11 protein-coding genes are annotated in these 13,826 nt (G+C 35.3%); 3 read left to right on the top strand and 8 right to left on the bottom strand.

All coding sequences use genetic code 11. The annotated features are described in order from the left end of the window. The first annotated feature begins 521 nt into the window (after positions 1 to 521). On the top strand, positions 522 to 1,583 hold the full coding sequence (locus QNH24_RS18670) for a PQQ-dependent sugar dehydrogenase (protein ID WP_283869015.1): 1,062 nt from the start codon (positions 522 to 524) through the stop codon (positions 1,581 to 1,583). Between the two features lie 105 nt (positions 1,584 to 1,688). On the opposite strand, the gene QNH24_RS18665 is transcribed toward QNH24_RS18670, so the two are convergent. The 8 genes from QNH24_RS18665 to QNH24_RS18630 all read right to left on the bottom strand — a co-directional run bounded on the left by QNH24_RS18665 (position 1,689) and on the right by QNH24_RS18630 (position 10,752). Continuing rightward, positions 1,689 to 2,381, bottom strand: a complete 693-nt coding sequence (locus QNH24_RS18665; protein ID WP_283869014.1) for a hypothetical protein — start codon at positions 2,379 to 2,381, stop codon at positions 1,689 to 1,691. 291 nt (positions 2,382 to 2,672) lie between these two features. Next, positions 2,673 to 3,539, bottom strand: coding sequence for a DUF6612 family protein (locus QNH24_RS18660; RefSeq protein ID WP_283869013.1), 867 nt, complete (start codon positions 3,537 to 3,539; stop codon positions 2,673 to 2,675). Between the two features lie 375 nt (positions 3,540 to 3,914). Then, the gene (qoxD, locus tag QNH24_RS18655) at positions 3,915 to 4,199 is read right to left on the bottom strand and encodes a cytochrome aa3 quinol oxidase subunit IV (protein ID WP_004226585.1); all 285 of its coding nucleotides are present in this window, start codon (positions 4,197 to 4,199) and stop codon (positions 3,915 to 3,917) included. Continuing rightward, a complete protein-coding gene (gene qoxC / locus QNH24_RS18650) occupies positions 4,199 to 4,798 on the bottom strand; it encodes a cytochrome aa3 quinol oxidase subunit III (protein ID WP_283869012.1) in 600 nt (199 codons plus the stop codon). The genes qoxD and qoxC overlap by 1 nt, the downstream gene beginning before the upstream one ends. A 1-nt stretch (position 4,799) precedes the next feature. Continuing rightward, positions 4,800 to 6,743: a cytochrome aa3 quinol oxidase subunit I gene (qoxB, locus tag QNH24_RS18645; protein ID WP_283869011.1), complete on the bottom strand. Its 1,944-nt coding sequence runs from the start codon at positions 6,741 to 6,743 to the stop codon at positions 4,800 to 4,802. 27 nt (positions 6,744 to 6,770) lie between these two features. Further along, the gene (gene qoxA, locus QNH24_RS18640) at positions 6,771 to 7,703 is read right to left on the bottom strand and encodes a cytochrome aa3 quinol oxidase subunit II (protein ID WP_283869010.1); all 933 of its coding nucleotides are present in this window, start codon (positions 7,701 to 7,703) and stop codon (positions 6,771 to 6,773) included. Positions 7,704 to 8,489: 786 nt separating this feature from the next. After that, a complete protein-coding gene (locus QNH24_RS18635; RefSeq protein ID WP_283869009.1) occupies positions 8,490 to 9,332 on the bottom strand; it encodes a DUF2785 domain-containing protein in 843 nt (280 codons plus the stop codon). A gap of 955 nt (positions 9,333 to 10,287) precedes the next feature. Continuing rightward, positions 10,288 to 10,752 (bottom strand): hypothetical protein, encoded by a 465-nt coding sequence (locus QNH24_RS18630; protein WP_283869008.1) that lies wholly within the window; start codon positions 10,750 to 10,752, stop codon positions 10,288 to 10,290. A gap of 319 nt (positions 10,753 to 11,071) precedes the next feature. Here QNH24_RS18630 and QNH24_RS18625 point away from each other — a divergent pair, with 319 nt between their 5' ends. Continuing rightward, entirely contained in the window at positions 11,072 to 12,061 is a 990-nt protein-coding gene (locus QNH24_RS18625; protein WP_283869007.1) for a DUF3196 family protein, read from the top strand. 112 nt (positions 12,062 to 12,173) lie between these two features. Then, the gene (gene tig / locus QNH24_RS18620; RefSeq protein ID WP_283869006.1) at positions 12,174 to 13,463 is read left to right on the top strand and encodes a trigger factor; all 1,290 of its coding nucleotides are present in this window, start codon (positions 12,174 to 12,176) and stop codon (positions 13,461 to 13,463) included. Positions 13,464 to 13,826 lie beyond the last annotated feature (363 nt).

The following is a 13,826-nucleotide window of genomic DNA, read 5'->3' as shown; positions in this document are numbered from 1 at the left end:
CTTCCCTCAAAAGTAAAATAAAAACATGTTACTCACCATCATTAAATAGATAGAATAGTGGTACAATTCTATAGCTGTTAACCTACTTTCTATGATAAAACTACTTTTTCATTTTTGTCGCTCTGCATACACATAGAAAAATGTTATCAAAGCTCCATTTTTGCACAATATAGTGATGGCTAAGACTTCAAATTTATCACTATACATTTGTGTGAAATGGCAGAAGAAAATACTATGAGCAGTGGTTGATTGGAGTGTAGACTGAGTGACTCCTCGGGGATTCAGCGTCACAGATGAGACCCTGGAGCGAGCAGCGCGAGTGAAGCGGCTCATCGGACGCCCCCAGGAAAGCACTCAGTCGGAACGGAGATCAACCCCTCGTTTTGAAAAAGGACTATACTTTTAATTTGTCACCTTGATTTCATTGTCAGAATAGTATTTCAACAACATGAGACGTCTAAATGACGTCTTTTTCTTTTGTACACTACTGTCAGTAACAAAATTAGAAGGGAGGATCGCTGATGAAAAAAGCGAATATATTATTGTTACTACTACTGTTGTGTGTTCTTGGAGGGTGCACCAAAATCAAGCAAGATGAAAAACCTGAAAATGCTACAAACTTAACAACTTCAAATCTTGAAATTATCGCTGATAATCTACATGCACCTTGGTCTATTCAAAAAAGTGGCGATGTTTTTTATTTATCTGAGAGACCAGGGAATATTGTAAAAATTGAAGACGGAAAAGTAGAAAGACAACATGTTGAACTTAATAAGGAGCTTTCTACTGCTTCAGAGGCTGGGTTATTAGGATTTGTTCTTGCTCCAGATTTTCCTGAGTCAAAAAGGGCATATGCCTATTATACGTATGTTCAAGGCTCTAAACAGTTTAATCGGATTATCACTTTGATGCTACAGGGGAACAAATGGAAGGAAGAGCGTTTGCTAGTTGATCGTATTAATAGTGGCACATACCATCATGGAGGTAGATTAAAAATTGGGCCAGATAGCAAGCTTTATGCAACAGTTGGCGATGCTACGGAGCCTATGCTAGCTCAGGATTTATCCGTACTAGAAGGAAAAATTCTGCGCTTACATTTAGATGGATCTATCCCGGATGATAACCCTTTTCCTAATTCCTATGTTTATAGCTTTGGCCATCGCAATCCTCAAGGTTTGACATGGACATCAGACGGCAGGATGTATGCGAGTGAGCATGGAAATTCAGCTAATGATGAGATCAACATTATACAAAAAGGACAAAATTATGGTTGGCCGAATATAGAAGGCAGTGAAGAACAGCAAGGAATGGTCGCCCCAATTGTTACATCTGGACATGATACGACTTGGGCTCCTTCAGGAATGGATAATAATGAAGAGAAATTGTATGTGGCAGCATTAAGAGGAGCGGCAATATTGGAATTTTCTATAGAAACGCTGGAAAAAAGAGAGCTAGTTTCAGATCTTGGTCGCATTCGAGATCTTTACGTAGACAATCAATATCTATATTTCATTAGTAATAATACGGATGGTCGTGGTAATCCATTAACAAATGATGATAAGCTATATCGAATCCCATTGTAATATTGAAATATTGGCAGACAATTGCCTCTCTTAAATAGGGAGAATGTTGCAGACTAAGTAAAGGATTGAAAAAAGGTGCTTAAAAAAATTAGGCACCTTTTTATGCTATGACATGCTACTAAGCATATTTGCTTTTTTAATAATTGGTTTTTTAAATTTTAATTTAGTTTCAATATCATTTACAAAGATCTCAAAATAAAACTTAAGTTCTTCAAAACCGGCGTGAGTATGCTTTTTTATATAATGGACATAGTCATTACTCAAGGATTTTACAACATGGGCTGCGACAGAATTAGAGATATCTTTAAAATATTCTGTCAGACATTGATGCAAGCTCGAATATTTTATTTGTTCTTCTAGCTCTGGAAACTCAGCAATTAAATAATCCTTTACTAGAATTTCTAATGCCATTCGATAGCCAGTCGTTGCTAGTTCAATTTGATCCAAATTTTCTGCCAATGCAGCTTGTCTATATATATTAGCAAATTGCGGAGAAAATTCAGCAATAATAATTGGAACAGCTTTATTTGTCATCTCTGGATAAACAGAATGAAAAGTAATGCTATTATTTGAAGTTTTACGGAAATGTGTAGTAACAAAATTTTTTCTACAACCTACACACGAATGTGAAAGAAAATTCATATCAAAATGTAAATCATAAGATAGCTGTTTGGCATCGATTGTCGATGGAATCATCCAGACATAGCAATGGGGACATTGCTTAGGAATTAAATATGTAACAACATCGAAATAAGAGATACCCAATGTTGTAGAAATTGCTTGAAATTCTATAGCCATAATTCACACACTCCCTCTCAGTAAATTATAGCAATATCTTTTGCCCAATCACATGGTAATAATTATCTGTATTAGCTCCATTGAGCATAAAATAATCTCTGGTACTTCATAAAAAAATGTGGGTGATCTAGGGCAAGATTATTTAAATTAACGACTAATAGTGATAATAGTCTATATTAGATACTTATTATGCTATATGTTGAGAAAAATATTATATGATTGTGAAATATGTTTATTGATAATAAATAGAAAGCTCAGTTTCCTTAATGGAGGAAACTGGCTTTCAATGAATTATTGTGCAACATCACTAGCATTATCAATAATGCTTTGTGGGATATCAATTGTTTTTAGATGGTTGAATTCAGTGTATGTAATAACTGTCTTCGTTTTTGTTGATAATTCTTCATCTTCCACTTTAATTTTCATATCCATAATCACATCTATTTTATTTGTATCAAAAGTTTCTTTATCAATGTATATCACGTAGTTCATTTTATCAATCGTTAAGTTATCAAGAGGGTTTTCTTGAAGGTTAAGCTCTTGCATTGATTTTTGAATCTCAGAATCGATAAGTTCTTTAAATTTATCGCCCTTTGCGTCTAATGTTAAAACATATGCATCATCTGTTTGCTCAAACTTAAAATCACCAATAAATTTTTTCAGCTGATCTAATTGTTCCTTAGCGTTTGCGGGTGATGCAGTTTCTTTTATAATCGCATCAATATCAGTACTTGGTAACTTTAACCATTTATCATCAGATGACGTTTCGTCTTTTACAAAAATGCCTAAATCCTGCTTCATATACATTTCAACTGATGCTTCGGTATTTTGGTCGCCTTCACTAAGCATATCTGGCGCTGTCGTTGTAACTGTAACGTGCATAGCAAGTGGTTCAGTAACTACATCCATCTCCATTTTTGAATCGCTAGTAAATTCCATCGCGTTTTCGCCTGACCCCATTTTTGTTTCTTGGGTCATCTCCATTTTGGCACTAGCACTTTTAACGTCTGCTTGGCGATCTACCGCTTTGTCATACACTTGCTCTAGAGTAAGTGTACTTTTTTTAGTTGTGTCTTTCGTTGGGGTAGCACTACTGTTACAAGCTGCTAGTGTTAATGCAAGTGCTCCAACACTTAAGACTTTAAAAAATTTGTTCATTTCTTTCATCTCCTATTCTTGGTAAAAAAACAATATCTACTAGTATACATAACTATAAAAGGAAAAGATTCATTATTTTAAATAAAATTTTAATTCAATATTAAAATAATAGTAAATAACCAATTTTCACCTCTATTTTTATGTCTTCTTGCATATTAAGTGACAAGAAGAAGTAGTACCTGAATAATAAATGTAGGAGGAAGTGTTACAGAGAGTAAGTTAGTTAGCTTTAGATATTGAATGATTTTTTTGATGATATTTTTAAAACGTTGTAATTATTGTGGATATTGGGGACGCATTTCATTTGATTGAAGTAAAAGTTATTTTTTCAAAAAAGAAAAAGCCGAGAAAATAATATTTTCTCGACTTTTTTTATCAGTTATAGCCCCAGATCATTGCAAATAATGTACCAATGATTGTGACAACACCTACGAATACAGAATATAATATCGTTGTATATAACGTTTTCTTATCTTCGGATTCACCGATGTGCATGAATAATACTAATTGTACAGTCGCTTGTGCTAGAGCAGTTACTAGTAAAATGCCAAATGCCATATTAAGTGACATATCGAATTTAACAACTGCTAAAGCTACAATTGTTAGTAATAGTGAGAAGCCGAAGCCCATCACATGTTGTTTTGGGAATAATTCCTTCATCAGCTAATCAGTCCTTTCAAGTAGACGAAGCTGAAGATGAAAATCCAAACAACGTCTAAGAAGTGCCAGTACAGTGAGAAGATAAACGCTTTGTTAGCCGTTTGTGGGTTTAAACCACGGTTAGCTACTTGCATTAAAATGGCAACGCCCCAGAAGAAACCAAATGTTACGTGGAGACCGTGCGTACCAAGTAAAGTCATCAATGCCGATAAGAATGCACTTGTTCGAATTGTTGCACCTTCATGAACATATGTCACAAACTCATCAATCTCAATACCTAAGAAACCAAGGCCTAAAAGCAGTGTAATGATGAAAAATGTCATCATTGCTTTTTTATTGCCAATGCGCATTGCATGAACGCCAAGACCAATTGTGAAACTACTTGTTAATAATAAGAATGTTTCCCATAATACTGGTGTTAATTCAAAAATTTCAGCGCCATTTGGACCGCTACCTGTACGTGTATGAAGTGTGAAATATACAGTAAATAGTGTAGCAAATAACACGATTTCGGCGCCAAGGAAAATCCAGAAACCGAAAATTTTCAGGCGATTTTCCTCTGTACTATATTCTAATGGAAGTGAAGAATCGATTTTCATATTATTTATCACCTCTCAAGCTTTTCTCAGTAGCCATAACTTCCTCAACTGAAATGTAACGACCATGATCTTTTTCAAATGAACGATGAATCATAAAGCCAAATACACCAAGCATACTAATGATGGCTGGAATCCATAGATTGAATACAGCGAAGAATGCTGCAAGGAAGAAGAATCCGCTCATCCAGAATGGTGTGCCAGTGTTGTTCGGCATGTGAATTTTTTCAATTTTACCTGCTGTAATATCGCGACCTTCTTTTTTCGCGAACCAGTATTCATCTAAACGTGTAACCGTTGGAACTACTGCAAAGTTATACTCTGGTACTGGAGAATGAGTAGCCCATTCTAGCGTACGACCATCCCAAACATCCGCTTTTTCATTACGAGGCATATGTTTCCAGCTGTAGTAGATATTGTACACGATTAACGCGAAGCCGACAGCTAGACCAAGTCCACCGATGAACGATAGCATGTTCAATGGACCATAGCCAGTAGACTCAGAGTAAGTATACATACGACGAGCATAACCATCTAAACCTAAAATGAATAATGGGAAGAAGGTTACGTTGAAACATACTGCAATAAACCAGAAACCAGCTTTCCCTAACTTTTCATTTAAACGGAAACCGAACATTTTTGGCCACCAGTAGTGGTAACCAGCAAGTACACCAAATACTGTCCCTGGAATTAATACATAGTGGAAGTGGGCAACTAAGAACATCGTATTATGATATTGATAGTCGGCACTTGCCATTGCTAGCATAACCCCTGTAACCCCACCAATTGTGAAGATCGGAATAAAGCCAAGTGCGTAAAGCATTGGAGTAGTAAATTGAATCTTCCCGTGCCTCATTGTCAGCAACCAGTTAAAGATTTTAACCCCAGTTGGAACTGCGATTGCCATTGTTGTAATAGAGAATACACTGTTTACCATTACACCGTGACCCATTGTATAGAAGTGGTGGGCCCATACTAAGAATGATAGTAACGAAATAACGACCATACTCATAACCATTGATTTATAGCCGTATAAGTTTTTACGTGCAAATGTTGCAATGATTTCTGAGAAGATACCGAAAGCAGGTAGGATAACGATGTATACTTCAGGATGTCCCCAAACCCAGAATAGGTTGGCCCAAAGCATATCCATACCGCCATTTTGCATTGCAAAGAACTGTGTACCAAATTGACGGTCAAGCATCATTAATGCAAGCGCTACAGTTAACACTGGGAATGCAAATACGATAATAATGTTTGTAATTAAAATTGACCAAGTGAACATTGGCATTTTCATTAATGTCATACCAGGTGCACGCATTTTAATGATTGTTGTAATAAAGTTTACACCCGTCATTAATGTACCAATACCTGATAACTGTAAAGCTAAAGAATAGTAGTTGTTCCCAACAGTTGGACTAAACTCTGTTCCTGATAGTGGGAAGTAGGCTGTCCAACCAGCATCTGGAGAACCACCAATGATAAATGATAAGTTTAATAAACCAGCACCAGCTGCAAATAACCAGAAGCTGACTGCATTTAGACGTGGAAAGGCTACGTCACGTGCACCAATTTGCAGTGGGATAACAATATTCATTAAACCAATTACGAATGGCATAGCCATAAATAAAATCATTAATAAACCGTGTGTTGTAAATATTTCATTATAGTGTTGTGCATCTAGAAGTCCATTGTCTGGAACCGCCGTTTGTGCACGCATTAACAATGCATCAATACCACCGCGGAAAAGCATTAAAAGCGCTACAGCGATATACATAATACCGATTTTTTTATGGTCAACAGTTGAAAGCCAGTTTTTATAGAAATAGCCCCATTTTTTGAAATAAGTAAGGCCAGCAAAAATAACAACTGCTCCAACGACGATACTAATAGCTGCCGCTAAAATCATCGGTTCTTGCATTGGATGGAAAACTTCTTCCATACTCATTGGATGCGCTCCTTTCAGATTTAAAAATTAATGTGAATGTGTTGCATTAGAATTTTCTTGTGAATCTGTTGAATGGCCCTCATGGTTCATCTTAGAGTGATCCATTTCTTTGTCAGACATGTTCATATGTTCACTATGTTCCATAGGAGCAGGACTAAATTCTAAATGTGTTGATGAATAGCTGGAACGACCAACATGCTCAGCTTTTAATAGCTCATCAAATTTCTCTTTTGTTAATGGTTTTTCATTTGCCTTTACATCTGAAACCCATTTATCAAAATCTTCCTGTGTCATAGATTGTGCTTCAAATTCCATTTCAGCAAATCCACGACCACTAAAGTTGGAGTTACGTCCCATATATGAACCAACCTCATCAGCTGCTAAGTGAATAGTAGTCAACATGTCGCTCATTGCGTATTTTTGACCTGCTAATTGAGGAATCCAAAAACTTGTAATTGGTCCGAAAGAGTACAGTTTAAATTCAATTGGTCGATCAACTGGAATATTTACGTAGTTTACTGTCTCAATTCCTTGCTCTGGATAGCTAAAATGCCATTTCCAGTTAGAAGAAGAAGCATAAATTACAAGTGGCTCTTGATTGTCATAACCATCTGGCTTGGCTTCTACTGTACTTGTTGTTCTAACTGTTACGATTGCTAAAAACGCAACAATGATAATTGGAATAACTGTCCATGTAATTTCAAGTAAATGACTGCCTTCTTCATGAGGTGGCTCATAATTAGCAGGTGCTTTTGAAGCACGATATTTTGTTAGCATAAATATTAAAAGTACATACACGACTAATAATATAAAGGCCATTGTGATAATGGATAAAATAATTGTGTCTGATAATGTTTTAGCATTTGGTCCTTTTGGATCTAAAATTGTTAGAGGTTCACATCCAGCAAGAATGGCAAGGGCACTAAATGCTACAAACATTAAGCTTAACTTCTTTTTCATGTTTGACTCCTTTCTATAGAACGACTATTCATAAATTTCATGTTAAATTTCACATTTATAAATAGATGAGTAAATAAGGTCACCTCTTTTATTTGGTGTACCAATCAAAGTCCTAAAAGTACTTACAATGGCATGGTTCAATATGAAACATTGAATCTAGTGTTTGATTGGTCTAGTGCAAGCGTTTGCAAAGCCATAAATCTGTGCAATCGAATTAAAGACTGTGCCATAATCAATCGACACAAATGGCGTTGTTTGCACATTGGATTATACGCCCCGTTTTACAGAAAAAAAATTATTTTGTTATAAATTTAATAGTAAGTAGGGGGTGAATATGAACATTTTTTGAACAAAAAACGTTATTTTAATATTGGTATTTTAAGGCTTTGTAAAATAAACACTGTTGAAACGTTGAAAATACTGAGTTTATGGTATTTACCTAAGTAAATAATTTTTTTTGTGAAAATACCATTTCACATTTTGGACGCCATTTTGTAATAAAATACGCGTGAAGTCAAAGAGGATGAAACATTTTGGTTGCGTTTTATTGAAAAAAGGAGTACATCAAAAGATAATTTAAGCATAAAAAAGGATAATTTTTCAATGTAAGGAATGATTATAAAGGGGGAATTTGGAATGAAATATTAATTATGTTAATATAATTAATGGATCTCTTTGATATCCAAATATTAGGTTGTGCATGTTTTGCTCGAAAAGTAAAAAATGTTCTAAAAAAAGATAGCAATCTTAGAGTACACTAAGTTTGCTATCTGACATTCTAAGGAATCAGGCACCGAGTTTTAGCCATTTGGCAACTTGTCCATAAATGGCGTTTTGCAGTTTAGGTGATCGATTGTTCATTTTTAATGCGAAGTATAAAGTTTTCATGATATTTAATGTACATGTACGTCCGCTAAAAAAGCTTTCATTATAGCCTTGTGTTACTAAATGCATTTCAAATTTATCAAAAGCTTGCTGAACGAATTCGATTAATGCTTCTTCAGAGTAATTTCGATCTAGAAGGGCTTCGATAATCGTAACTAAGCGTTCCTCCTCATCGTTTACATAGACGGTATTTTTCCACGAAACAAGTTTTAATGCATGCAAAATGGCTGGTGCATACTGTAAATCGAATTTAGGGTGCTTAATCGTCATGGTAGCTAAATCAGCACCATGTGCAATACTGTGCGCCCATCCCTTATCTTGAACAAATCCTCGTGTATCTTTCTCTAATAATAAATACCGTCCAATCTTTTGAAAATAAGGCTCAAGTCGATTGGCGTCTAGTGTTTGTAATGAAGTATCCTTTGATAGTAACCCTGCAACCAATAATGCAGAAAATGATCGTGTAAAGACGCTATCTGTCATTTCTTCCCCAATGTTCAAAAATAAGTAGTTGTCACTAGAGGCTGTGTCAAATAAAAATTGTAGCTGCTGTGTAGTCAGTAAATTGTCACTTAGTAATTCAATAAAAGTACGGTATATTAATTGGTCCCGTAATACAGCATCCGGTGAACCAATATGGTCTAACATCTCTTGTAACAACCATTCGCCATTCTTTATCATAAATTCTTGACGTATGGTAAGCGTCATAGTAGAAAAGGACTTCAATGCATCTTGAATATTCATAGTTATTTCCCCCGAAGTTAAATAAAGTTCTATAAAGCATTTTATCATCATAACAACATTTTTGTTTGTAATAGCGCCTTTTACAGACAAGTTAATAAAATAGTAAAGTTTTCTAGTGATATAGGAGCATATTTACAATGGGAATTCCAGAATCTAAAGAAAGTTGATATGATAGAAACGCCACGAAAAGGATAAACTTATTCAAAGACACAAAAAAAGACATACCTATTTAGTATGTCTCATGCTGTTGAAGTACTATTATGTCAATGAAATCAAGGTGACAAATTAAAAAGTATAGCCTTTTTTCAAAACGAGAGGTTGATCTCCGTTCCGACTGAGTGCTTTCCTGGGGGCGTCCGATGAGCCGCTTCACTCGCGTTGCTCGCTCCAGGGTCTCATCTGTGACGCTGAATCCCCAAGTAGTCACTCAGTCTACACTCCAATCAACCATTGCTCATAGTATTTTCATTGGCATTTCACATAAATGTATAGTGATAAATTGAAGTCTTAGCCATCACTATTTTTCGCAAAAATGAAGCTGATAACATTTTTCTATGCGAAAGCAATATGTCAGCAATAAGTGGCTTTATGTTTAATTATAAAGTAGTTTTATGCACAAAATGTAGGTTGACAGCTATAGAATTGTACTACTATTTTATCCATTTAATGATGGTGAGTAATATGCTTTTACTTTACTTTTGAGGGAAGAAAATATTTAAAGTTCTACACTATTGCAGATTGGAGTGCAAGGCTACTCGACTCCCGTGGGATAGCGGGACAGACGAGACCCTGCACGGAGCGTCAGCGCAGGAAGCGGCTCGTCGCTCGCCCACAGGAAAGCGAGTAGCCTGGAACGGAAATCACCTTCATTTTGACTAAATATTCACAAAGGGTCCCTTGACCATTTAGTTTTTCAACACTATGAGACATACCTATTTAGTATGTCTGACCTTAACTATAAGATTACAGCTGATTTAACGCCAATTGGCCAATCTGTAACTGTACCCTGATTTGTTTTTAATTCTACAAGAATATTAGCATTTTTTATGGCATCTATTAGCCATTCGCTGTAATGGAGATTCGGTTGTGGATGCTGTAAAATTTTTTGCATATCCTTTTTATCGATACTAAGAAGTTTATAGTTGCATTCAATGTGTACACTTTGGGGAACAATAAAAAGTGACTCATGTTGATGTCCAATTGAAATGGAGCCAGGAATGTAACCTTGGATACTTATAATATGCGTAATAGCTTCTTGTACGTATGAATCAACCTTAGTGCGAGTTAGAATTTCAAATTCAATCGGGTAATCTTGTTGAGGACCATCCGCTATTGAATATGAAATAACTTTTATTGATAGTGCCTCAAATGTTGGAGAAATACGATTTTCAAATTCACTGACTGTATCCATTAATTGCATGTATTCCACTCCTTGTAAAGAACTTTTGTTTCTTAAATGCAGTCTGCAATGATTTTTAAATAATAGATATTATTAATTATAATACAATTTATTACAAAATATGAATGCAAAAGCAGAGAATTTTTTGTTAAAAATAAGCGTTGCAAAAATTGAGTTAGTGGTGCATTAGCTCCAGTGAAAATGTGAGATTTCTGCACCTTAGAAAAGGCTTGTCGGTTTGCTTATGGATAGAGAGACACCATGTGTCATTTCATTCTCATATTCTGGTGAAGGGTCGACCTTTTAAAGTGTAGTGAAATAGTAGTAAAGAGGTGAGGGAATGACAAAGCGAAAACGACATGTTATAAAACATGACAATATTATTGTTTTTCCAGGTGCTGTTCAGACATTAATACGCGAAGGACATTTGTATGCGGAAAATTATCAATATGAAGAGGCAGTGGCCAGCTTTGAAAAAGCATTTTTATATGAAACAGGAGATGAATTAGCATTAAGTGCCTATGCTTATGCTTTATATGAATTAAAATCATATAACAAAGCTAAAGAAGTTTGTGAGCAATTGCTGGCTATGGGTACGACATTGTACGTGGAAATAATGGAATTATATATTACGGTATGTATGCAATTAAAGCAGTACCATCAAGTAGAGTCGTTAATTACGACATTGCTTGAGGAAGATGTGCTTCCATTAGAGCAGATTGAAAAATTTCAACGATTAAAAAGCATAAATCAAGAAGTTGCGAGAAATCTTCAACAAAAGGAAGATGCACAGCGGTTAATAGAAGAGCAAGAATATGAATTGCTGAAATTTAGTAGTCTTACACCCGATGAGCAATCTATTCGGTTACATCGATTAATGGATACAAATGTGCGACAATTAAAAACGGCTTTAAAAGCTATTATTGAATGTACAACTATTCATCCGTTTGTTCAAAGCTTAGCGCTTATACTTTTAGTTGAACAAGAAGTATCCATTGATATTACAGTTTCAAAATTTGACCAAACAATGGTCATAAACCCGATTGAATTGGTATTACCAAATCAGTTACCTCAGTATAATGAAGTGAAAAAAATAATTGAAAATAAATTACAGCAAGACCCAACAACATTGGAAATGGTACAATATTTAATGGCTAAGCATGCCATTGTAACGTATCCATTTGAATGGCACCCATATGAAGCCGATGATATTGCCTATAGTTATATTGACTTTGTGCAATCTATGCTCGGAAAAGTGCAGGAAATGGACTATGAACTCATCGAATTTTTACAAATGTTAGAAAAACTAACAGAACTACATGAAGTATGAAATAAGTTGAAACTATACGCATCTATGTTATACTAAAATGGTTGTCAAAATCGTAGTTACGAATGAATTGTCTAACATTTAAACTTGATTATTTATTTGGAGGTATTTATACATGTCAGCAAAATGGGAAAAACAAGAAGGTAATATCGGTACTCTTACAATCGAAGTACCTGCTGCAGAAGTAGACGCGGCAATGGACCAAGCATTCAAGAAAGTTGTAAAACAAATTAACGTACCAGGTTTCCGTAAAGGTAAAATGCCTCGTAAAATGTTTGAACAACGCTTTGGTATTGAATCTCTATACCAAGACGCTTTAGAAATCATCGTTCCAGATTCTTATGCAAAGGCTATTGATGAAGCTGGAATTATGCCAGTTGATTATCCTGAGATCTCTGGTACAGAAAACTTCGTACATGGTCAAGATTTCACATTCTCAGCTCAAGTAACGGTTAAACCAGAGCCAAAACTTGGCGAGTACAAAGGTTTAGAAGTTGCAAAACTTCCAGTAGACGTTACTGATGAAGAAGTAGAAGCACAAATTAAAGATCAATTAGCTCGTAAAGCAGAGCTTGAAATTAAAGAAGACGAAGCAATCGTAGAAGGTGATACAGCTGTTATCGACTTTGAAGGATTTGTAGGCGAAGAAGCATTTGAAGGTGGAAAAGGCGAGGACTATCCACTAGAAATCGGATCAGGTTCTTTCATTCCTGGTTTCGAGGAGCAACTTGTAGGTGTAAAAGCTGGCGAATCAAAAGACGTTGTTGTTACTTTCCCAGAAGAGTATCATGCGGCTGAATTAGCAGGAAAAGAAGCTACTTTCAAAGTAACTGTAAAAGAAGTTAAAACAAAAGTTCTTCCTGAATTAAATGACGAATTTGTGAAAGAATTAGATTCAGAAGTAGAGAACGTTGATGCTTTACGTGCTAAAATCAAAGAACAAACTGCTGAACAAAAACAAGCAGAGTCAGATGCAGCATTACGTGATGAATTAGTAGAAAAAGCTGCAGAAAATGCAGAATTTGAAGTTCCAGCAGGTATGATTAACTCTGAAACTGATCGTATGTTACAAGAATTCGGTCAACGTTTACAAACGCAAGGTATGAACTTGGATCTTTACTATCAATTCTCAGGTCAATCAGAAGAAGATTTACGTGGACAAATGAAAGAAGAAGCTGAAAGCCGAGTTCGTGTATCTTTAACGCTAGAAGCAATTGCTGAAGCTGAGAAAATTGAAGCAACTGAAGCTGATATCGAAGCTGAATTAGAAAAAATGGCTGCTCAATTTAACATGACAAAAGAACAAATTACAGGTGCACTAGGTGGTACAGCGGTTCTTGAAAATGACATTAAAATTCAAAAAACAGTTGAATTTTTAGTAGAAAACGCTAAAATTACTGAATAGGATTTTTTTGTAACTTGATAGATAAATGAAAACAAGGTACGGCATTATACCGTGCCTTGTTTTATCACATATTCTTTCTTTAGTTGAAAGCCAAGTCCCCTTTATATAGACGCTAAATAATTTGATGATGTTAAACTAATCTCACCATAAAAAGTAATAAAAAGTATCTCAAAATGAACATTTTTAGCAGAGATAGGTAGGTATTCTACACTCAAAAATACATAGTATTGTTTGACTTTTCATACGGTGCTAAATTTTAACTTTATTCAGTAGAGCTGGAGTAAATCAAATGTTACTGAACTTTTGAATGAGGCATAACGCACTAATTTTTAAAACTCCATAGAAAACATACATCCTCTTCTG

It is taken from the genome of Lysinibacillus pakistanensis, assembly GCF_030123245.1.
In the GTDB taxonomy this organism is placed as follows: Bacteria; Bacillota; Bacilli; order Bacillales_A; family Planococcaceae; genus Lysinibacillus; species Lysinibacillus pakistanensis.
Note: the sequence above shows the minus strand (reverse complement) of the source record. Positions and strands in the feature narration are given on the sequence as shown.

What these genes read in the sequence shown, in the direction of transcription:
- QNH24_RS18670 (WP_283869015.1), top strand. Translation starts at nt 522, where the DNA reads ATGAAAAAAGCGAATATATTATTGTTACTACTACTGTTGTGTGTTCTT.
- QNH24_RS18665 (WP_283869014.1), bottom strand. Translation starts at nt 2,381, where the DNA reads ATGGCTATAGAATTTCAAGCAATTTCTACAACATTGGGTATCTCTTAT.
- QNH24_RS18660 (WP_283869013.1), bottom strand. Translation starts at nt 3,539, where the DNA reads ATGAACAAATTTTTTAAAGTCTTAAGTGTTGGAGCACTTGCATTAACA.
- qoxD (WP_004226585.1), bottom strand. Translation starts at nt 4,199, where the DNA reads ATGAAGGAATTATTCCCAAAACAACATGTGATGGGCTTCGGCTTCTCA.
- qoxC (WP_283869012.1), bottom strand. Translation starts at nt 4,798, where the DNA reads ATGAAAATCGATTCTTCACTTCCATTAGAATATAGTACAGAGGAAAAT.
- qoxB (WP_283869011.1), bottom strand. Translation starts at nt 6,743, where the DNA reads ATGAGTATGGAAGAAGTTTTCCATCCAATGCAAGAACCGATGATTTTA.
- qoxA (WP_283869010.1), bottom strand. Translation starts at nt 7,703, where the DNA reads ATGAAAAAGAAGTTAAGCTTAATGTTTGTAGCATTTAGTGCCCTTGCC.
- QNH24_RS18635 (WP_283869009.1), bottom strand. Translation starts at nt 9,332, where the DNA reads ATGAATATTCAAGATGCATTGAAGTCCTTTTCTACTATGACGCTTACC.
- QNH24_RS18630 (WP_283869008.1), bottom strand. Translation starts at nt 10,752, where the DNA reads ATGCAATTAATGGATACAGTCAGTGAATTTGAAAATCGTATTTCTCCA.
- QNH24_RS18625 (WP_283869007.1), top strand. Translation starts at nt 11,072, where the DNA reads ATGACAAAGCGAAAACGACATGTTATAAAACATGACAATATTATTGTT.
- tig (WP_283869006.1), top strand. Translation starts at nt 12,174, where the DNA reads ATGTCAGCAAAATGGGAAAAACAAGAAGGTAATATCGGTACTCTTACA.